This window comes from Asticcacaulis benevestitus DSM 16100 = ATCC BAA-896, assembly GCF_000376105.1.
GTDB classification, from domain to species: Bacteria; Pseudomonadota; Alphaproteobacteria; order Caulobacterales; family Caulobacteraceae; genus Asticcacaulis; species Asticcacaulis benevestitus.
This window is the reverse complement of record NZ_AQWM01000011.1, coordinates 58,546-78,256: the sequence shown is the minus strand read 5'-3', so window position 1 is coordinate 78,256 and position 19,711 is coordinate 58,546. Positions and strand designations below refer to the sequence as shown.

Annotated in this window: 23 protein-coding genes and 1 pseudogene; 12 read left to right on the top strand and 12 right to left on the bottom strand. The window is 60.5% G+C overall.

Annotation, left to right across the window (positions count from 1 at the left end):
* Positions 1–69: 69 nt before the first annotated feature.
* Complete coding sequence (locus B060_RS0112885) at positions 70–345, top strand: hypothetical protein (RefSeq protein ID WP_018082205.1); 276 nt, start codon at positions 70–72, stop codon at positions 343–345.
* Here the strand turns inward: B060_RS0112885 and B060_RS0112880 are convergent.
* From B060_RS0112880 to B060_RS0112855, 6 genes are all read right to left on the bottom strand, one after another.
* A complete protein-coding gene (locus tag B060_RS0112880; protein WP_026172808.1) occupies positions 342–668 on the bottom strand; it encodes a hypothetical protein in 327 nt (108 codons plus the stop codon). The two genes, B060_RS0112885 and B060_RS0112880, sit on opposite strands and share 4 nt — an antisense overlap.
* A gap of 89 nt (positions 669–757) precedes the next feature.
* The gene (locus B060_RS0112875; RefSeq protein ID WP_157405639.1) at positions 758–1,093 is read right to left on the bottom strand and encodes a hypothetical protein; all 336 of its coding nucleotides are present in this window, start codon (positions 1,091–1,093) and stop codon (positions 758–760) included.
* Positions 1,094–1,310: 217 nt separating this feature from the next.
* Positions 1,311–2,807 (bottom strand): Asp-tRNA(Asn)/Glu-tRNA(Gln) amidotransferase subunit GatA, encoded by a 1,497-nt coding sequence (gene gatA, locus B060_RS0112870; protein WP_031220140.1) that lies wholly within the window; start codon positions 2,805–2,807, stop codon positions 1,311–1,313.
* A 1-nt stretch (position 2,808) separates the two neighbouring features.
* The gene (gatC, locus tag B060_RS0112865) at positions 2,809–3,096 is read right to left on the bottom strand and encodes an Asp-tRNA(Asn)/Glu-tRNA(Gln) amidotransferase subunit GatC (protein ID WP_018082201.1); all 288 of its coding nucleotides are present in this window, start codon (positions 3,094–3,096) and stop codon (positions 2,809–2,811) included.
* A gap of 128 nt (positions 3,097–3,224) precedes the next feature.
* Complete coding sequence (locus B060_RS0112860; RefSeq protein WP_018082200.1) at positions 3,225–3,578, bottom strand: UrcA family protein; 354 nt, start codon at positions 3,576–3,578, stop codon at positions 3,225–3,227.
* Positions 3,579–3,601: 23 nt separating this feature from the next.
* Positions 3,602–3,949, bottom strand: coding sequence for a UrcA family protein (locus B060_RS0112855; RefSeq protein ID WP_018082199.1), 348 nt, complete (start codon positions 3,947–3,949; stop codon positions 3,602–3,604).
* Between the two features lie 329 nt (positions 3,950–4,278).
* Here B060_RS0112855 and ruvX point away from each other — a divergent pair, with 329 nt between their 5' ends.
* Together ruvX and B060_RS0112845 are read left to right on the top strand one after the other, a co-directional pair.
* Positions 4,279–4,755, top strand: a complete 477-nt coding sequence (gene ruvX, locus B060_RS0112850; RefSeq protein WP_018082198.1) for a Holliday junction resolvase RuvX — start codon at positions 4,279–4,281, stop codon at positions 4,753–4,755.
* 93 nt (positions 4,756–4,848) lie between these two features.
* Positions 4,849–5,787, top strand: a complete 939-nt coding sequence (locus B060_RS0112845) for an AEC family transporter (protein ID WP_018082197.1) — start codon at positions 4,849–4,851, stop codon at positions 5,785–5,787.
* 4 nt (positions 5,788–5,791) lie between these two features.
* Here B060_RS0112845 and B060_RS0112840 read toward each other — a convergent pair whose 3' ends face one another.
* Positions 5,792–6,604: an isocitrate lyase/PEP mutase family protein gene (locus tag B060_RS0112840; protein ID WP_018082196.1), complete on the bottom strand. Its 813-nt coding sequence runs from the start codon at positions 6,602–6,604 to the stop codon at positions 5,792–5,794.
* A 135-nt stretch (positions 6,605–6,739) separates the two neighbouring features.
* Here B060_RS0112840 and B060_RS0112835 point away from each other — a divergent pair, with 135 nt between their 5' ends.
* The 4 genes from B060_RS0112835 (at position 6,740) to plsY (ending at position 9,989) form a co-directional block, all read left to right on the top strand.
* Positions 6,740–7,711 (top strand): aspartate carbamoyltransferase catalytic subunit, encoded by a 972-nt coding sequence (locus B060_RS0112835; RefSeq protein ID WP_018082195.1) that lies wholly within the window; start codon positions 6,740–6,742, stop codon positions 7,709–7,711.
* Entirely contained in the window at positions 7,708–7,977 is a 270-nt protein-coding gene (locus tag B060_RS0112830; RefSeq protein WP_018082194.1) for a hypothetical protein, read from the top strand. The genes B060_RS0112835 and B060_RS0112830 overlap by 4 nt, the downstream gene beginning before the upstream one ends.
* On the top strand, positions 7,974–9,272 hold the full coding sequence (pyrC, locus tag B060_RS0112825) for a dihydroorotase (protein ID WP_018082193.1): 1,299 nt from the start codon (positions 7,974–7,976) through the stop codon (positions 9,270–9,272). Before B060_RS0112830 ends, pyrC begins: the two co-directional genes overlap by 4 nt.
* Positions 9,273–9,356: 84 nt before the next feature.
* On the top strand, positions 9,357–9,989 hold the full coding sequence (gene plsY, locus B060_RS0112820; RefSeq protein WP_018082192.1) for a glycerol-3-phosphate 1-O-acyltransferase PlsY: 633 nt from the start codon (positions 9,357–9,359) through the stop codon (positions 9,987–9,989).
* A 35-nt stretch (positions 9,990–10,024) separates the two neighbouring features.
* Here plsY and B060_RS0112815 read toward each other — a convergent pair whose 3' ends face one another.
* The gene (locus B060_RS0112815) at positions 10,025–10,363 is read right to left on the bottom strand and encodes a hypothetical protein (protein ID WP_018082191.1); all 339 of its coding nucleotides are present in this window, start codon (positions 10,361–10,363) and stop codon (positions 10,025–10,027) included.
* A 113-nt stretch (positions 10,364–10,476) separates the two neighbouring features.
* On the opposite strand from B060_RS0112815, the gene B060_RS28330 reads away from it, so the two are divergent.
* From B060_RS28330 to B060_RS28320, 3 genes are read left to right on the top strand one after another with little or no spacing between them, the layout of a single operon-like run.
* On the top strand, positions 10,477–10,902 hold the full coding sequence (locus B060_RS28330; protein WP_023447247.1) for a DNA-processing protein DprA: 426 nt from the start codon (positions 10,477–10,479) through the stop codon (positions 10,900–10,902).
* Positions 10,788–11,225, top strand: coding sequence for a DNA-processing protein DprA (locus B060_RS28325; protein WP_342341563.1), 438 nt, complete (start codon positions 10,788–10,790; stop codon positions 11,223–11,225). The genes B060_RS28330 and B060_RS28325 overlap by 115 nt, the downstream gene beginning before the upstream one ends.
* A complete protein-coding gene (locus B060_RS28320) occupies positions 11,107–11,604 on the top strand; it encodes a DNA-processing protein DprA (RefSeq protein WP_244874631.1) in 498 nt (165 codons plus the stop codon). Before B060_RS28325 ends, B060_RS28320 begins: the two co-directional genes overlap by 119 nt.
* Here B060_RS28320 and B060_RS0112805 read toward each other — a convergent pair.
* A complete protein-coding gene (locus B060_RS0112805) occupies positions 11,589–11,819 on the bottom strand; it encodes a hypothetical protein (RefSeq protein WP_018082190.1) in 231 nt (76 codons plus the stop codon). The genes B060_RS28320 and B060_RS0112805 overlap by 16 nt on opposite strands.
* A 261-nt stretch (positions 11,820–12,080) precedes the next feature.
* On the opposite strand from B060_RS0112805, the gene topA reads away from it, so the two are divergent.
* The gene (gene topA, locus B060_RS0112800; protein WP_018082189.1) at positions 12,081–14,792 is read left to right on the top strand and encodes a type I DNA topoisomerase; all 2,712 of its coding nucleotides are present in this window, start codon (positions 12,081–12,083) and stop codon (positions 14,790–14,792) included.
* Positions 14,793–14,935: 143 nt separating this feature from the next.
* On the opposite strand, the pseudogene alkB reads toward topA, so the two are convergent.
* The 3 genes and pseudogenes from alkB to ada all read right to left on the bottom strand — a co-directional run bounded on the left by alkB (position 14,936) and on the right by ada (position 17,334).
* Positions 14,936–15,496 (bottom strand): annotated as a pseudogene (alkB, locus tag B060_RS28025) (DNA oxidative demethylase AlkB).
* Positions 15,497–15,554: 58 nt separating this feature from the next.
* Entirely contained in the window at positions 15,555–16,268 is a 714-nt protein-coding gene (locus B060_RS0112790) for a 2OG-Fe(II) oxygenase (RefSeq protein ID WP_018082186.1), read from the bottom strand.
* Positions 16,261–17,334: a bifunctional DNA-binding transcriptional regulator/O6-methylguanine-DNA methyltransferase Ada gene (ada, locus tag B060_RS24450; RefSeq protein WP_018082185.1), complete on the bottom strand. Its 1,074-nt coding sequence runs from the start codon at positions 17,332–17,334 to the stop codon at positions 16,261–16,263. Before ada ends, B060_RS0112790 begins: the two co-directional genes overlap by 8 nt.
* A gap of 240 nt (positions 17,335–17,574) precedes the next feature.
* On the opposite strand from ada, the gene B060_RS0112770 reads away from it, so the two are divergent.
* On the top strand, positions 17,575–19,710 hold the full coding sequence (locus B060_RS0112770; protein ID WP_236621534.1) for an autotransporter assembly complex protein TamA: 2,136 nt from the start codon (positions 17,575–17,577) through the stop codon (positions 19,708–19,710).
* The last annotated feature ends 1 nt before the right edge of the window (position 19,711 follow it).

The following is a 19,711-nucleotide window of genomic DNA, read 5'->3' as shown; positions in this document are numbered from 1 at the left end:
GGCACTGAATTTTTATGCCGGCATGATTAGCTTTGACGTCACCCAATCACCCAGATGCGGAGCCAGACCATGCGCGAAGCGGACCATCCCAGCACCTATTCTATTGACTGGAACACGCCCGAAACCGAAGCCAGGCCAGGTTCGTTTCGTCGCCCTAATGCTTTGGTGATCAGTCTGGCCGCGTTTGTTATGGCCACGATTGGCAGCGGCGTCGCGGTCGCCAGCCAGTTATCGCATCTGCCGGACGTTGATGCCCTGCCGGTCATTCCTGAACATGCCGAGGCCATGAACCCTTATCCGGTGGTGGAACGTTCAGACATCGTGCTGGCGACCGTCAACAACTAATGCCTGATATGGTCAACCGTATCGCGCAACTGACGTGACAGGGCTTCGGCCGTATCGCCTCTCACCTTGCCGTCGATAAACACACGCGCGATGACATCCTTGTATTCACGGTAGTTTCGCAGTTCATAGGCGGCCGCCATCTTGTCAGCCGTAGGCCCATCCGATTTCGCCAGTTGCTCCATGATGGCATGAAAACGTGTGTAGCGCTCATGACGGTTGCGTTCGGCCTGGATCAGCACGAACCACACCGCCGCCCACGCCAGAACAATCAGCGGAAGCACCAGAAGCCCCCAGGCCACCATGTCCTGATAGGTTGCTAACATCACATCACCTGTTTCTACACATACAACGCGTAGCTTAGACCAGATAGCCCCCGCTACCCCATGTCTTTCCCGTAAAGGGTGAGTTTATCTCAGGAAACGACCGGCGCAGCGACGCCGTCCTCTTCTTCCATCAACAGGGAATCACACGTCGCCTGAAAGTCTTTCAGATCGACAACCCCGCTTTTAACTTCGGCCTGAAGGGTGGCGTCGGCCTTGGTGATTTCGGCGTCGATCGCGTCATCCGTGGCCTGTGAGATTTCCTGATAAATCGACCGCGCCAGATCACGCGCGTCCTTGATGGCCTCGGTCTGCGCGCCGCCCTGCCCATTCGCCAGCACCACATCGTAGGTTGCGGTGCAGACCATGGCGAGATCCGCCATATCCTGATCGGAAAGTTCCGGCTCGGCGCCTTCAGGTTCAGCCATTTGCGGGGCGGGTGTTTCCTGGGCGCTCAGGCCAGACGCGCTGAAAAAAGTCAGTGTAGAAAGGACGAGCAGACCCGCCCGGATAGGATGATACATGCAACTGCCGGACTTAAAGCCGCTCCGAAAGGGTTTCCCTCACAAGGTATGGCACCTGACCGACACCCGCAAGAGGGACAAGAAAAAAGCCTCCTGTCTGAGACAGAAGGCTTTTAAATTCTTACCACCAGCGGCCTGGCTTGGTGGTGAAGCCTGCGGCCTTTTCCAGCACCGAGGCGATATTCAGCACCGTGCCCTCATCGAGCGCCTTGCCGATCACCTGCAGACCAAGCGGCAGGCCCTGACTATCGAGACCCGCCGGCACCGAGAGGCCCGGCAAACCGGCCAGATTCGTGGTGACGGTGAAGACGTCGTTCAGGTACATGGCGACCGGATCGGCGGCCTTGGCGGCGTCACCCAGTTCGAACGCCGACGACGGCGTGGCCGGGGTCAGGATGACATCACACGTTTCAAACGCCTTGGTGAAATCCTCGGCGATGCGACGGCGCACCTTCAGGGCCTTGACGTAATAGGCATCATAGAAACCCGCCGACAGCACATAGGTGCCGATCATGATGCGGCGCTTCACTTCCTTGCCAAAGCCTTCCGAACGCGACATTTCATAGGTGTCCGTAAGGGAGGTGACGCCCTCGGCGCGGTGGCCGTAGCGCATGCCGTCATAGCGGGCGAGGTTCGAGGAGGCTTCCGCCGGCGCAATGATATAGTAGCACGGCAGGGCGTATTTCGTGTGCGGCAGGGAGATGCGGACGATCTCGGCGCCGGCGTCTTTCAGCCAGGCAATGCCCTGTTCCCACAGGGCGTCGATCTCGGCAGGAATGCCATCGAGGCGATACTCGTCGGGGATACCGACGCGCAGGCCTTTCACCGACTTGCCAAGGAAGGACGAGAAATCCGGAATGGCCAGGTCGAGCGAGGTCGAATCCTTGACGTCATGCGAGCACATGACCTGCAGCATGATCGCGGCGTCTTCGACCGTTTTGGTGATCGGGCCGGCCTGATCGAGCGACGAAGCGAAGGCCACCATGCCATAGCGCGAGCAACGACCATAGGTCGGCTTGATACCGACCGTGCCGGTGAAGGCGGCGGGCTGGCGGATCGACCCGCCGGTATCGGACGCCGTGGCGGCCAGGCAGAGATCGGCGGCGACGGCCGAGGCCGAACCACCCGACGAACCGCCGGGCGTCAATGGCGCATTTGAACCACGTGACTTCCACGGATTGACGACGCTGCCCCATTTCGAGGTTTCGTTCGACGAGCCCATGGCGAATTCATCCATGTTCAGCTTGCCGAGCATGACGGCGCCCTGATCCCACAGGTTCTGCGTCACGGTCGATTCGTAGGTCGGCACGAAGTTTTCCAGGATGCCCGAACAGGCCGTGGTGCGAACACCCGCCGTGCAATAGAGATCCTTGATGCCGAGCGGTGCGCCTTCCAGAGCCCCGCCCTCACCCTTTGCCAGTTTCGCATCGGACGCGGCGGCTTGTTCGCGCGCCTTGTCGAAGGTCAGCTCGACATAGGCATTGAGCGCCGGATTGGCGGTCTCGATGGCGCCGATAAAGGCGTTGGTCAGTTCCGTCGAGGAAAAGGTCTTGGCCTTCAGGCCATCAACCGCGGCCTTGAGCGTAAGTTTGGTAAGTTCACTTGAGGAATTGGGCATATTATTCAACCACCTTCGGCACGACAAAGAAGCCGTCAACGGTCTTCGGGGCATTGGCGACGATCTGTGCGACCTTGTCACCATCGGAAACCACGTCGTCGCGCATGGGAGTCGGCATCTGGACGGCGGTCGTCATCGGCTCGACGCCTGTGACATCGACCTCGTTCAACTGCTCGATCCAGCCCAGAATGCCGTTCAGCTCGCCGGCTAGCGATTGCAGACGGTCATCGCTTTCGCGCAGGCGCGACAGGCTTGCCACCTTTTTCACGGTTGCCACATCAATGGCCATGGTCGGGACTCCATATAATAATGTGGGTTCCGGTTAGCGATTGAGGGCGTTTTTGGCAAGGGGCAAACATGAAAAAGGGCGTTCGCTCATCGCGCAACGCCCTGTTCCATCTTAGTCTAAAGTCAAACCTAACGCGCTTTATGCTCATTCATGGCCATCTGGGGCGGCGAGCGGTCCGTGCGGGCGGCATGCACGCGGTTCATTTCGGCGCTATGGAGATCAGCGACAGCCTCATCGACCGCCTGTTCTTCACAGGCCCGATCGTCGATAATGCGGAAGCCCGGCCCCTCGCCCTCGCTCCAGCACGCTTTCTTGGCGGCCTTGTTGATCTGGGCGTAGACGACTTCCGCGCGTGCCGGATCACGCAGATCGCGGGTCTCGAAGGTCACATCGACACGGGAGACGTTGTCCTGCGCCGAAGCGGTTTGAGCAGCGAAGATTGCTCCGGCCATCAGGCCGGTCATGAAAACTGCACGCAGCATGGTGGCGCTCCTGTTCCGAAGTCTTAGTGCTGACGGTCGTTCATGGCGTAGGCCGAGGCGCGGTCATTGACTTGGCCATCAAGGGCGCTCAATTGCGGCGCGTTGATTTCGCGTACGGCGTCCGAAACGGCCTGACGGGCGCATTGAGCATCAGCCATGGTGGTCATGGGATCGGAGACTTCGCTGGTGCAGACATTCTTGGCGGCGGCGGTCAGCTTGGCATAGAAGGCGCGGGTTTGGCGGGCGTTGTTGAAGTCAACGTGATCGGCTGAAACCGAGACTTGTGCATCTTCGCGCGTTTGCGCGTTGGCGGCGCCGGCCACCAAGGCGGCGATCGAGAAAGCGGCGGCGATGAGGATCGAACGGGTCATGATGTTATTCCTTTGAAGGTGTAGATGAGGGAGGATGATTACTCGTTAAGAACTGAATCCACATCTACACTTGTAAAAAACAAATAGAAACATGAATATTGTTAAATCGCATCCATGTATTACACGGCGTTTATTTATTACATGGATTTAATTTATTACATTCAGTTAATGCGTCAATCGGCCGTGTAATCGTTAATTAAATTACTGTAATAATCGACACGGCCTCCACAGAGGAATGGTGCGCCTTGATACCGGCGTTGCGTGACACAGACCCGACAGTCACATGACAGTCTGTTGACTCTTTACGGCTTAAGCGCCAAAGCCCGTTCATGGCCATTATCGACATCACCGAACTGGCGGCCGCCGTAACGCCGCGCCGCGCCCTGCTGGGGCTGGACCTGGGCGAAAAGACCATTGGCGTCGCCGTGTCCGACATTTCCCTGACCATCGCCTCGCCGCTGGAGCTGATACGTAAGTCAAAGTTCACGCTGGAGGCCGAGCGCCTGTTCAAGCTGATGGCATCGCGCGAAGCCGATGGCATGGTGATCGGCTTACCCGTAAATATGGACGGCACTGAAGGGCCCCGTTGCCAGTCTTGCCGCGCCTTTGCGCGTAATTTGTTAAGATTGCGCGATTTCCCGATCGCCTTCTGGGATGAGCGCTGGTCGTCGTCGGTTATGAACCGTTTCCTGATCGAGGAAGCCGACCTGACCCGCGCCAAGCGCGCCGAGGTCATCGACCGCTCCGCCGCCGCCTATATATTGCAAGGCGCATTGGATCGCATGAAAGACGCGGCCGGTGTTTAGAAACACCTTTTTTCAGCGCCCGATCGGGCGCCGGCGATCGCTCGCCGCTCCCGCGAAGGCGAGCGCGCAGCGCAACAGCCGTGAGCGAAATGTATGACCTGGCTGACCATCCTTAACGGCATCGTCCCGGTCTTCCTGCTGATCGCGCTGGGGTATGGCCTGAAGAAATCCGGCTTTCTGCCGCTCAATGTCTGGCCGCCGATCGAGAAGTTCGCCGTCTATGTTCTCTACCCAGGCTTTCTGATCCCCGCGATCTGGCACGCCGATCTCTCCGGCTTCTCCACCGGCCCCATTGCGCTTGGCGTCCTGGGTTCGCTAATCATCGCTGTCGCCTTTGGCTTTGCGCTCAAGCCCTTTCTCAGGCTCTCCGGTCCAACCTTCACCAGCGTGTTTCTGGGCCTGATGCGCTTCAATTCCTTTATCTTTATCCCCGTGGCCGCGTCGATCTTCGGACCGGACGCCAACGCCCTCTCCGCCGTGGCGATCAGCGCGCTTATTCCGGCCAGTAACATGATCAGCATTCTGGTGCTGGCACAGTGGGGCGAACCCGAAGGCGAAAAGCCAAACCGCACGCCGCTGTGGTTCGCGCGCACCCTCCTGACCAATCCGATCTTCGCCGCCTGCCTGACAGGGCTGGCGCTGAACGCTTTGCGCATGCCGTCCATTCCCTTCGTTGAAAAATCGCTGGGCATGCTGGGAGACGCCGCGATCCCGACCGGCCTGATTCTCGCCGGTGTGGGACTTAGTTTTGGTTATGTCTGGCGCCGGCCGGTTCTGGTCGGGCTGGTGTCGCTGTTCAAGATCCTGGTCATGCCGGTGCTGGCCTGGTCGATCTGTTATGCGCTGGGCGGCGACCGCATGGCGCAGGGCATTGCGCTGGCTTGCGGCGCGGCACCTTGCGCGGCGGCGGCCTATGTTCAGGCGCGACATATGGGTGGCGATGCGCCTTTGATGGCCGGCATCGTGGCCCTGACCACCACCCTGAGCGCTGTGACAATGCCATTACTGTTATGGCTATTTCATCTGGTGTGAAACCCTACCCTGCCCCTTCTTTCAGCCACTGATCCATCTGCCTGCCGCCGATCAGGTCGGCCACATAACCAAAGCTTTCGTCCTGCGCCGCATTGACAAAAGCTGTCATGGCCGCCGAATGCAGCCAGCTACCCAGGCTGACGCGCCGCACGCCAAGATCCGCCAGCTCACATACCGACAAGGGTTTAGCGCCCAGACCGCCCAACACATTGACCGGCACGTCCACGCTGCGGCAGACCTCACCGATCTCGTCCGCCGTCGATAATCCCGGCGCGTAAAGCACATCGGCACCGGCCGCCTGATAGGCCTGCAAACGTGCGATGGTATCGGCCAGGTCGGCACGTCCATGCAGATAGTTCTCGCAGCGCGCCACCAGCATAAATGGATGCGGCAATCCCTTCGCCGCTTCCGCCGCCGCGCGAATGCGATCCGTCGCTTCGGCGATATCATAGATCACGCGATCATCACCCGTGGCGTCCTCGATCGAACCGCCGACCAGTCCCGCCTCGGCGCCTAGGCGAATCGTCTCCGCACAATCCTCCGGACGATGGCCAAAGCCATTCTCCAGATCGGCCGCCAGCGGCAGGTCGATCGCCGTCGCCAGATCGCGCACATGCGCCAGAACGTGCTCACGTCCGGCCTGATAATCGCTGACGCCCAGCGAGCGCGCATAGCCGGCGCTGGTGGTTGTCAGGGCTCGGAATCCCAGCCCCGCCAGCAGTCGCGCCGAGCCACGATCCCATGGGTTGGGGATGACGAAACAGCCTCGTTCATGCAAGGTTGCAAAGTCGGTCGCCTTTTCGCATTGGCTTTTCACGGATATCTCTTCCTTATCACTTGTACTTTGAGGCATTCTCCGCCAAAACCCGGCAAAGCCAAATCCTGGTAATAGTGATGACCGTGCCGGCAAAATCATGTCAGCATGTCCCATACGCCCCGAAGTTGCCAACACATGACCGATTTTAACGAACTGATCCGCACCCGGTTGCACGCCTTTCCGAAGCCGCACTTCCTCGGTGCTCAGGATCTTGATCCACCCGATATCGCCAATCTGCTTGATCTGGCGGATGTGTTCGTCGATCTCAACCGGCAATCGACCAAGAAGCTCGATCTTCTGCGCGGCCGCACCCTGGTCAATATGTTCTTCGAGAACTCGACCCGCACGCAATCGAGCTTCGAGCTGGCCGGCAAGCGCCTCGGCGCCGACACCATCAATATGAGCATGAAAACCTCATCGGTCGCCAAGGGCGAAACCCTGATCGACACCGCCGTCACGCTCAACGCCATGAAGCCCGACTTGCTGGTGGTCCGCCACTCGGCCTCGGGTGCTGCGGCCCTGCTGGCGCAAAAGGTCGGCTGCTCGGTGGTCAATGCCGGCGACGGCCAGCACCAGCACCCGACGCAGGCCCTGCTCGACATGCTGTCGATCCGCCGCGCCTTCGGTCATGTCGATGGCCTGACCATTGCGATCTGCGGCGACGTCACCCATTCCCGCGTGGCGCGCTCAAACGTCATCCTGCTCAACGCCATGGGCGCTAATGTCCGCCTCGTCGGCCCGCCGACGCTTATTCCGGGCGATGCCGACCAGTGGGGCACGGAGGTCTATCACGACATGCGTGAAGGTATTGCCGGCGCCGACGTGGTGATGATGCTGCGCCTCCAGCTTGAGCGTATGGACGGCGCCTTTATCCCCTCCGCTCGTGAATACTACCGCTTCTTCGGCCTCGATCGTGAAAAGCTGGCGGTCGCCGCCCCCGGCGCCAAGGTCATGCACCCCGGCCCGATGAACCGCGGCATCGAGATCGATTCGGAAATTGCCGACGATCTGTCGGTTTCGCTCATTCAGGATCAGGTCGAGATGGGCGTGGCCGCCCGTATGGCGGTGCTGGCCTCGCTCGCCGCCCGTCTGGAGAACGACCGATGAGCGAGGACGAAGTCAGCGGCAACTTATTTCTGCGTACCGGTCCTAACGATCGGCTATTCCCCGTTCCCGGTAAGGGGCTAATATTATCGCTTTTAGGTATCGGCCTTGGTATCATTCTGGCCTATTTCGCATTTCAATACATCGACTACAGCCATCAAACATATGCCGCAGTCGCCGTGATTGGACTTATCGTTTACATGCTGGTCTTTATAAAATTTGCTTACAGCAAAGCTAATAAGCAGAAGAAACGAGCGCTGCGCAAATGATTAAACAAACCTCCGCCATCGCCTTTGTAAACGCCCGCATCATCGATCCGGCCACAGAATATGACGGCCCGGGTTCGGTCATAGTCGCCGATGGTGTGATCACCGATGTCACCCTGGGCCACGACACCCCTGCCATGCCCGCCGGCATCCGCATCGTCGACTGTGCTGAAAACGCCATCATCCCCGGTCTGATCGACATGCGCGTCAAGACCGGCGAACCCGGCCACGAACCAGCCGAAACGCTAAAATCCGCAAGCCTCGCAGCCGCCGCCGGTGGCGTCACCTCCTTCGTCGTCCAGCCCGACACCGATCCTTGCATCGACGAGCCGGCCATGGCCGACTTCATCCTGCGCCGGGCGCGCGATATCGAGCTGGTTCATGTCTATCCGGCCGGCGCCGCCACCAAGAAGCTCGAAGGCAAGCATATGGCAGAAATCGGCCTGATGGCCGAGGCTGGAGCGCTTTACTTCACCAATGCCGACGAACCTATCATCAATTCCAAAATTCTCAGCCGCGTCCTCTCTTACGCCAACGGCTTCAACGCCCTGATCGCGCACCGTCCGAAAGAGCCGTGGCTTTCCGAAGGCGCCGTGGCGACCTCCGGCGAAATGGCGGCGCGTATGGGCCTCTCCGGCGTTTCGCCGCTGGCCGAGCGCATCATGATCGAACGCGACCTGGCGCTGGCGGAACTGACCGGCGCGCGTTTTCTGGTCGATCTGATCTCGACCCGTGAAGGCCTGGATTCTTTGGAGCGCGCCAAGGGCAAGGGGCTCGAAGTCTTCGCCTCGGTCAGCATCAATCACCTGATGTTCAACGAGATCGATATAGGCGACTACCGCACCTTCTTCCGCCTCGATCCGCCCCTGCGCGCCGAACGTGACCGTCTGGCGTTGATCGACGGCATCGCGTCGGGCCTGATCGATGTCATCGTGTCGAACCATTCGCCGGAACCGGCCGAACACAAGCGCCTACCGTTCTCGGAATCGACGCCCGGTGCGCTCGGCCTGCAAACCCTGCTGCCAGCGCTGATCGGCCTGCACCACGAAAACGATATTCCGCTGATCGATCTTCTGCGCACTGTGACGCAAAACCCGGCGCAATTGCTGGGTCTCGCTGCCGGACGTATCGCCAAGGGTGCGCCTGCGGATATCCTGCTGGTCGATATCGACGCCCCGTTTGCGTTGCGCGAAAAAGACATCCTGTCGAAATCGAAGAACTCCCCCTTTGAAAACCGCACGTTACAGGGCAAGGTGCTCAAAACGCTCGTTGACGGTAGAATCGTCTACGAGGTCTAGTCGCTTCCCCTTCCTTCCCCCTCACCCGGCCTGACGGCCACCCTCTCCGCGCAAGCAAGGAGAGGTAAAGAATGAAAGAGCCTTATGCCCGCCCTTCCCGATGCCGCCATCTACGCGATATCCATCATCGGCGGTTATCTGCTCGGTTCTATCTCGTTCGGCTATATCGCGGCGAAGGCAGCGGGAATCGACATCCGTTCGGTCGGTTCGGGTAATATCGGCGCCACCAATGTGCTGCGCACCGGCCGCAAGGACCTGGCGGCTATCACCTTTATCGGTGACACCGGCAAGGGCGCGGCAGCCGTGGGGCTGGCGTTTTTCCTGTTGCTGAAAGCCGATCTGCAAACGCGACAGATCGCCATGGCGCTGGCCGGTTCGGCCGCCTTCCTGGGCCACCTGTTTCCGGTGTGGCTTAAATTCAAGGGCGGCAAGGGTGTGGCCACCTTCTTCGGCACTCTGTTCGCGGCCTGCTGGCCCATGGGGTTGATGGCGGCGGCGCTGTGGCTCTTGACGGCGTTTATCTTCCGCATTTCGTCGCTGGGCGCCCTGGTCGCGGCGGCTCTTATCGTGCCGCTGGCCTTCTTCACCCATACCGCGCCCTATCCATTCCTTGGCATGGCGCTGTTCATGGCTGTGCTGATCTATATTCGCCACCGCGACAATATCCGCCGTCTGCTCAAAGGCGAAGAACCGAAGATCGGCAAGAAAAAAGTATAATCTCCTCCCCATGTTAATGGGGAGGAGAAGTAGCGTTAGCCCAACTCCCTATTCAGCCAGTAGGTGATGAAGATAATCGCCACTACACACAGCACCATGGCGGCGATAAACATACTGTCGGCGAAGCGTTCCAGAGCATAAATCCGGCGGCGGCGGCGTGTGCGTAAAGCCCAATAGGCGCTTAAAGCCGATACCAGAAACAGCACAGCATCCACCGTCACGATATCATCGGCGAAGGTAGCGACCTTGCGGATTGCCGTGACCACATGCAGAAGGCTTACCGCCGTCAGGCACACGCCAACCATGCCCGATGATACGGTAAAGATATGTATGCAGATGTCCTCTTCGAGAGGCGGGCGCTTATCGTCTTCCATGCCGTTTACAGAGCATTGATCGCCTGGTCAGGCAACTGCGCCCACATGACAAGCCGTAGTGAGCGTCGGCAAAAACCCTGTTATCCTGGCGCGATCTTAGGGAAATTACAACTTTGGGCTTTGATCGCATCACCACCGCACAGGATGAGGCCGAACGCATCGCACGACTGCGGCTGGCGCGCACGCACCGCATCGGCCCGATCAATTTCGCCCAGCTTATGTTGCGTTTCGGCTCGGCCATCCGTGCGCTCGAAGACCTGCCGCACGTCGTCAAACGCACCGGCGGCTCACTGACACCCTTTCCGCAAGCCAGGCTCGATGAGGAACTGGCGCGGGCCGATGCCGCCGGCGCACGTCTGGTTGTTCAGGGCGATGCTGACTACCCCGCCCTGCTGAAACAGATCGACGCGGCATCGCCGATTTTGTGGACGCTAGGGCCGCTGAAAGTCCGCCACCGCGCCATCGGCATTGTCGGCGCCCGCAACGCTTCGGCCGCCGGCCAGAAAATCGCCCAGACCCTGGCGCACGAGCTTGGCTAGGCCGGTTTCCACGTTATCTTCGGCTGGCGCGCGGCGTCGATACGCGGGCGCACGAAACCAGCCTGAAAAGCGGCACGGTCGCAGTGCTCGGGGGTGGCGTCGATGATATTTACCCGCCGGATAATCGCGGGCTCTACGAGAAAATCCGCGACCACGGCCTACTGGTGTCCGAAAGCCCGGTCAGCCATCGCGCTACGGCGTCGGATTTCCCGCGCCGCAACCGCATCATTTCCGGCCTGTCGCTCGGCACCATCGTGGGTCGAGGCCGAACTGCGCTCCGGTTCGCTGATCACCGCCCGGCTGGCAGCCAAGCAGAACCGTGAGGTCTTCGCTGTGCCCGGCTCACTGCTTGATCCACGCTGTCGCGGCACCAACGACCTGCTGCGGCAAGGCGCCAATCTGTGCGAAAGCGCCGAAGACGTCATTCGCGTACTGGAGGGGCAGATGGGCTTCGATGCACCGCCCTTGCCGGCGGTAGATATCATACCGTTCGCTCAAGATAATCGTCCGGCGAATCAGGAAGACGACATCGCACGCGCCGCGCGTGACATGCATCAGCTCATCAGTGAAACGCCTATGCACCGCGACGACCTGCTGCGCCTAATGGCCGCACCGGCGTGGCTCGGCCTGGCGGCGCTGAGCGAACTGGAAATTTCCGGCGTGATCACGGCCAGTGACGGTGGCTATTATAGTCGCTCCTGAGGCCTGTCTTCGGACTGACTTACCGTATTAAGTGCGGACGTGTCGCCGGGCCCGCGGCTTTTTATTATGGCCTGTTTCAGATCGTGACTTAGGGTATCGCAGCCCGCGCGCGCCGCCATATTCGCCAATTCATGAGCGATATCCGTGATATAGTCGAGAACATCTTTTTCCTGATGCGCCAGGTCATACCCGTCTTTTTGTGCAGGAGCCGTCATACCCTACATTCCTCTCTATAATTGCGACGTAATCACACCCATGATTGCAATTTAATATTATCAATGTATAATTGCATTTTCGATTTATTTTATTGCCGTTGACAGGATTGGAATCGCTCAGCATGTATGCCTGAGGTTCGTACCCACAAACCTGAGCGCCACGCCGCCTTGATTTTCTGGTGTGACGCATGATGTAAGGGTCGCGTTTCGACCGCCTTTCCGCTAGAGCACAGGCCTGCACTTCGCCTGACAAGAGATTTTATGACCGTTGTTATTGTAGAGAGCCCGGCCAAGGCCAAGACCATCAACAAGTATCTTGGCAAGGGTTTCACCGTTCTGGCCAGCTTCGGCCACATCCGCGACCTGCCGTCTAAGGACGGATCGGTCAAGCCGGACGATGACTTCGCCATGACATGGGAAGTCGATCCGAAGTCCGCCAAGCGCATGAACGACATCGCCGACGCCATCAAAACCGCTGACCGCGTTATTCTGGCCACCGACCCGGACCGCGAAGGGGAAGCGATTTCGTGGCACGTGCTCGAAGTGCTCAACAAGAAAAAGGGCTTGATGAAGGACAAGAAGGTGCAGCGCGTCACCTTCAACGCCATTACGCAGGCCGCCGTCCAGACCGCCATGGCCGCCCCGCGCGATATCGACATGGAACTGGTGGACGCCTATCTCGCCCGCCGCGCGCTTGATTATCTCGTCGGCTTCACCCTGTCGCCGGTGCTGTGGCGCAAGCTGCCCGGCGCCCGTTCGGCCGGCCGCGTGCAGTCGGTGGCGCTCAAGATCGTGGTTGATCGTGAAATCGAGATCGAGAAGTTCAAGACCGAGGAATACTGGACGGTCGATACCGAGGTTTCGGCCAGCTCACCGCCCTTTAACGCCAAGCTCTTCACGGTGAACGGCAAGCGCCTCGGCAAGTTCGATCTGCCGAATGAGGCCGCCGCCCATGCCGCGCGCGATGCCATCAAGGCCACCACCTTCACCATCACCGAGGTCGACCAGAAGCCCGGCAAGAAGTCGCCGCCGCCGCCTTTCACGACCTCGACCCTGCAACAGGAAGCCGCCCGCAAGCTCGGTTTCTCGGCCTCGCGCACCATGCAGACCGCACAAAAGCTCTATGAAGGCGTCGATATCGGCGGCGAGACCACCGGTCTCATCACCTATATGCGTACCGACGGCGTCTATGTCGAACCGGCCGCCATCGGTGAGATGCGCAAGCTGATCGGCGAGCGTTACGGCGCCCCCTATGTGCCCGAATCCCCACGCATGTATAAGGCAAAGGCGAAAAACGCTCAGGAAGCGCACGAAGCCATCCGCCCGACCTCCTTCTATCGCCGCCCGGAAACCCTGCGCCTCGAAGGCGATCAGGCGCGTCTCTACGAGCTGATCTGGAAGCGCACCATGGCGTCGCAGATGGAATCGGCGCGTGTCGAGAAAACCGCCATCGACCTGACCAGCCCTGACAAACAGATCGGCCTACGCGCCACCGGCCAGGTGGTGACCTTCGATGGCTACATGGCCGTCTATGAAGAAGGCCGCGACGAAAGCGCCGATGACGAAGACGGTGGCCGGCTGCCGATGGTGAAGTCCGGCGCATCGGTTGATGTGCACAAAGTCGAGCCCGACCAGCACTTCACCGAGCCGCCCGCCCGCTACTCCGAAGCCACGCTCGTCAAGAAACTCGAAGAACTCGGCATCGGCCGGCCTTCGACCTATGCTTCCATCCTGACCGTGCTACGCGATCGCGCCTATGTCCGCATGGACAAGAACCGCTTTATTCCGGAAGACAAGGGCCGCCTGGTCACCGCCTTCCTAGATCAGTTTTTCCATCGCTATGTCCAGTACGATTTCACGGCCGATCTGGAAGAAAAGCTCGATCTGGTCTCCGACGGCAAACTCGACTGGAAGCAGTTGCTGCGCGATTTCTGGGTTGATTTCCACGCCGCAGCCGAGGGCATGACCGAACTGCGCACCACCCAGGTGCTCGATGCGCTCAACGAATCACTTGGGCCGCTTATCTTCCCCGACAAGGGTGATGGCTCCAATCCGCGCGCCTGTCCGTCGTGCGCCAATGGCCTGCTGTCGCTTAAAACCTCGCGGTTTGGCGCCTTTATTGGCTGCTCCAACTATCCGGAGTGCAAGTTCACACGCCCGGTCGGAAACCCCGATGCCGAAGGCGCCGATGGCGCTACCGGCGACAAGGATCTTGGCGAAGATCCGGCCACCGGCAAGATGGTATCGCTCAAGATCGGTCGCTTTGGCCCCTATGTGCAGCTTGGCGAACCGGAATCGAAGGAAGACAAGCCCAAGCGTTCGTCGCTTCCCAAGGCCTGGCCGCCCTCGACCATCGATCTCGATCGTGCGCTTAAGCTCCTGAGCCTGCCGCGTGAAGTCGGTATCCATCCCGAAGACAAGACGCCGATCAAGGCCGGCCTGGGCCGCTTCGGTCCGTTCATCGAGACCGGAGGCACCTATGCCAACCTGTCAAACTTCGATGAAATCTTTGAAGTCGGTCTCAATCGCGCCGTCGACCTGATCGCTGAAAAGCGCGCCGGCGGCGGTGGCAAGGGCGGTCGCGGTGCAGCGGCAGCACCTCTGAAAGAACTCGGCACCTTCGGTGAAGGCGGCGACAAGATTTCGGTCATGGCCGGCAAATATGGCCCGTACATCAAGTGCGGCAAGGTCAACGCCACCCTGCCGAAAGAGATGACGCCGGAAACCGTCACGCTGGAACAGGCGATCGAACTGATCAACGCCAAGGGTGGCGCGGCCAAGAAACCTGCCAAGAAGGCCGCCGCGAAAAAGGCGCCCGCCAAGGCCGCTGCTGCCAAGAAACCGGCAGCCAAGGCCGCTGCTGCCAAGAAACCGGCAGCCAAGGCGGCAACGGCCAAAAAGCCTGCTGCCAAGAAAGCGCCGGCGAAGAAGGCCGCGCCCAAAAAAGCAACCAAGACCGCTGAAGACGCATAACTTTCTCCTCCCCATTTTTCAAATGGGGAGGTGTCGAGCACGCGTAGCCCTCAGGCGAAGCGCGTCGAGACGGAGAGGCTCCACCAACTGAGACGCGCCCTCCGTCATTCGCTTTGCAAATGCCACCTCCCCAAACCTTTGGTTTAGGGAGGGGAAGTTTTACGGAACGTCAGGTTATAACGATGACTACCAATGACATGTTGGCCGGCTTTTAACGTCAACACCCCGTGGAAACTCTTGCGCGCCGGACCGCCCCACACCACGACATCGCCGTGGTGGAGCGTGATCTTCTCCACCGGATCGCTGCGCTTTAGGCCGCCGAACTGGAAGGTCGCCGGCAGTCCCAGCGACACCTATACGATCGGCGCCGAATAATCGCCTTCGTTGATATCCTGATGCAGCCCCATTTTCGCGCCCGGTTCATAGCGGTTGATCAGGCAGCCATCCGGCGTGAACCCGAACCCTGCGGCCTGAGCGGCACGCTCCGCCAGATGGGTAAATACGGGCGGCAGGGCCGGCCAAGGCTGGCCACTCAGCGGGTCTATGCGGGCATAACGATAGCCCTTGCTGTCGGCCACCCAGCCGACGCCCGCATTGGTCATGCCCACCGACATGCGGCCACCGCCCGGCACGGTCATATGCCGGAACGACGCCACCCTAGCCACCGCCTCAATAGCGGCCACCAATTCTTGGGCATCGGGCATGGCGAAACCGCGCAGGAGGGACACGCCCTCACGCTTGAACTCAGGCGCACCGAACAGGTCAGGCTGCGTCATGAAAAATAATGCCTAAGGTATGCCGCCGCCCCGAACGCACTCGCGACACACCGTGACGCATCGTGACGCGATAGTCGCCGCGTGTGCCGGCCACCGGCCGCTGATGCACTGCGAAGATCACCGCGTCACCTTGCTGCAGCGGCACGACCGAGGCCACCGACTGCATACGCGGGCGCTGTTCGGTCAGGATGAACTCGCCGCCGGTGAAATCCTCTTCCGGACGCGACAACAGGATGGCCACCTGCAAGGGAAAGACATGTTCGCCATACAGATCCTGATGCAGACAGTTGTAGTCATCGACGCCATAGTGCAGCAAAAGCGGCGTGGGCCGTACCTGCCCTGCCGCATGGCATCGCGCCAGGAAATCGGCATGATCGGCCGGAAAACGGACATCGAGCCCCATGCGCTGCTGCCAGCGGTTGGCGATCGGCACGAGATGCGGATAAAGGCGCGCTCGTAATTCCGCCAAAACATTCGGCAGAGGATAGGCAAAATACTTGTACTCGCCGCGCCCGAAGCCGTGACGCGCCATATGGACATGGCTGCGGAACACCGGCTGCTCATAGAGTGCCGCAAGCATCTTACACGTCTCCGGCGCGACCAAGCTCGGCAGGACCGCGTAGCCACGAACATCGACATCGTGTTCCAGATGCGGCCACTCATGAAGCACCTGTTCGGGAAAGAGATCGGCTTCAAACATGCTTCATGCCTTTTTGGCCCTCCTTCAGCAACAGAGCGCGCTTACGCTCGACGCCCCAGCGATAGCCCGACAAAGCGCCATCGGTACGTACCACCCGATGACAGGGAATGGCGATGGCCAGCGCATTGGCAGCACAGGCGCCCGCCACGGCACGCACGGCTTTCGGCGCACCAATAGCCTCGGCGATCTCGGCATAGGAGCGCGTTTGGCCCGAAGGAATAGCGCGCAGGGCTTGCCATACCCTTTGCTGGAAGGCGGTGCCGCGAATATCGAGCGGCAGATCCAGCGCCTGTTGCTGGTCGATCATGCCAACCACCTGTGCCATATGACGCTCGAAATCGGCATCGGCGCCGATCAGATTAGCCTTGGGGAACCGGTCCTGCAGATCACGCGCCAGCGCCTCGGCCTCATCGCCCAGGGTGATGGCGCAGATTCCCTTATACGATTGCGCCACCAGGATGACGCCGAGTGAGCACTGCCCGATGGCAAATCGGATATCGCCGGCGCCGCCCGTCTGGAATTCCGTCGGGGTCATGCCCAGTATGGCGTTCGAGCGCTCGTAAAAACGCCCGCTCGATCCGTAGCCGGCCTCATAAAGCGCCGCCGTCACCGCCTCACCGGCACTCAAGCTCTGGCGCACTCGCTGCGCGCGGTGCGCATCGCCATAGGCCTTGGGCGTCAGGCCGGTGGACGCCTTGAACAGACGATGGAAATGGTGCGGCGACAGGTCGGCGCGGGCCGCCATTTCGTCAAGCGAGGGCGTGTCTTCCGCCCCTTCGATAAAACGGCAGACGGTAACGATCATCTCCGCCTGCTTCGCTTGTGTGCTGGCGTCGCGTGGCTTGCAGCGCAGGCAGGCGCGAAATCCCACAACTTCGGCAGCCTCGCAACTCGCATGAAAGCTGACGTTTTCCGGCTTCGGCAGGCGTGACGGACAGGTCGGGCGGCAATAGACTCCGGTGGTGCGCACGCTATAGACAAAATCCCCCGGTTCGCGGCGGCTGAGCGTCTGAAAGCGCGGATCAATTTCGGTGGATGTGGCGGTGTCGGGCATAAGGTCTGGCATAGCATTTTCCTTCACAACTGGCTTGTCAATTTCTGTTTAGCCTGCCCTGAAAAGGGACGCGCTCCGGCCCTTGCGGTTAAATTCACGCGGGTCAGCCATTTTCGAATCACCCTATGGCTTTCCACATCGATTTTTTGCGGAAAGTTAAGGCAACGACGGTAATATCGAGAGCGGCAAAGGTTTGCCGCGCGTCTGAGGGCACGTCCTATTCTGATTTCCAAAGCCAGATCTGCGCCGAACTTGTGTGCTGAGCGCATCGCGTTGCCGGTGACCGTGTCGGTTGTCGCCCTGCTGATGTGCGTCCCTGTGCAGGCGCAGACGATAGCGCCGGTGGCACCCAAAGCCCAAAGCGCGCCCGAAGATACCCCCATCATCAATGATGCTGATTTCGACGCCGCCCTGCCGCCGCTTGAAGAGACCGTAGCCCCTGCCCTGCCCGTTCAGCCGGAAGCCGCCCCTGTGCCGGACGCGCCGACACCGGACACGACGATCGCGACCGAGACGCCGGAGGACGCCCTGCCCCCCGTCACCGCGACCGAAGACACCGAACTCGATGCACCCTTGCCGGCTCTGGCCGGTTACGATGTCCAGCCCAACACCACGCTCGTTACCGAAGACGTGCTGCCGGAAATCCGTTACGCCACCGTGGTCGATGGCCTGCATGAGGTCGCCCTCAACGATGAGTTCAAGAAGCTGAGCTCGCTGCAAACGGGTAAGGGCAAGGCCGTCAATGTCACCATGGTGCGCGCCCGCGCTACCGAGGACGAGGCCCTGATCCTGCGCCTGCTGAAATCGGAAGGCTATTACGACGGCACGGTCACCACCACGGTCACCACCCCGACCGACAAGAGCGGCACCAGCCTGCCCAACGGCACGGTTCAGGTGCACATTACCGTGGTGCCCGGCCCCGCCTATCGCTTTGGCCTGATTATGGCCAATGCCAACCCGACCCTGCCGCCCGACCTGATTCGCAACGCCCTGCCGCTCAAAACCGGCGACCAGATCATCGCCACCCAGGTGCTGGCAGCCGAGGCCAATGTCAGCGTGGTCATGCAACAGAGCGGCTATCCTTTCTCCAAGGTCGGTACGCGCGATATCCTGCTCGATGGCGCCAAACTGACCGGCGATTACACGCTCGAGGTCGACACCGGAAATCGCTCACGCTTCGGCGGCTTCAAGTCCGATGGCCGCGAAGCCTTTGGCGCCGATCACGTCGCGGTCATGACCCGCTTCAGGAAGGGCGATCTTTACGACAACCGCCAGGTCGATGACCTGCGCGAGGCGCTCGTCGCCACCGGCCTGTTCCGCAGCGTGGCAGTCGAGCCGGTCGCCACCGGCACCTTTGGCGAGGACGGCACCGAATATGTCGATCTGCTCGTCCACCAGCAAAAAGGCCCCGCCCGCACCCTGGCCGCCGAAGTCGGTTACGGCACCGGCGAAGGCTTCACCGCCACGGCAAGCTGGCAGAACCGCAACCTCTTCCCGCCAGAAGGCGCCCTGATCGTCACCGGCGCGCTCGGCACCAAGACGCAAGACCTGACCACGACCTTCCGTCGATCCAACGCCAAGAAGCGCGATCGCACCTTCCAGCTCAGCGCCAGCGCCGGACATAATGTCTACGACAGCTACGAAGCCTATACGGTCGGGTTCTCCGGTCTGGTGTCGCGCGTCTCGACGCCCTTGTGGCAAAAGGTCTGGACCTGGTCCTACGGCTTCGACATCACCGCCTCGAAGGAAGCGACCAGCGGTCTGAAGGACTTCCTGGGCGAAGCCGACAGCTTCTATGTCGCCGCCTTGCCGACCAAGCTGGCCTATGACCGCTCCGACAGCCTGCTTAACCCGGCTACCGGCTACCGCGCCTCAGCGGAGGTGACGCCGCAGATATCGCTGTCGGGCGGTGGTTCGAGCGTCCGCACCATACTGGACGCCAGCTATTATCACCCCATGGGCGCCAAGGCGGTCATCGCCGCCCGCACCCGTCTGGGCTTTGTGGTCGGCGGCAATCTTGAAGATATCGCCCCGTCACGCCGCCTCTATGCCGGCGGCGGCGGATCGGTGCGCGGCTATGGCTATCAGCAGCTTGGCCCGAAGGACGATACGCTCGATCCGACCGGCGGCCTGAGCCTCTTCGAAGCCTCGGTCGAATACCGCTATCGCTTCGGCGATCTCGGCATCGTGCCCTTTATCGATATCGGCCAAGCCTATACCTCGACCACGCCGTCCTTCAAGGACCTGCGCGTCGGGGTCGGCATAGGGGCGCGCATGTACACCAATTTCGGGCCGATCCGCATCGATATCGCCACACCTGTCAAGCGTAACAAAGAAGCCGGCGAGCCCTTGATCGCGCTCTATGTCGGCATCGGGCAGGCGTTCTAGG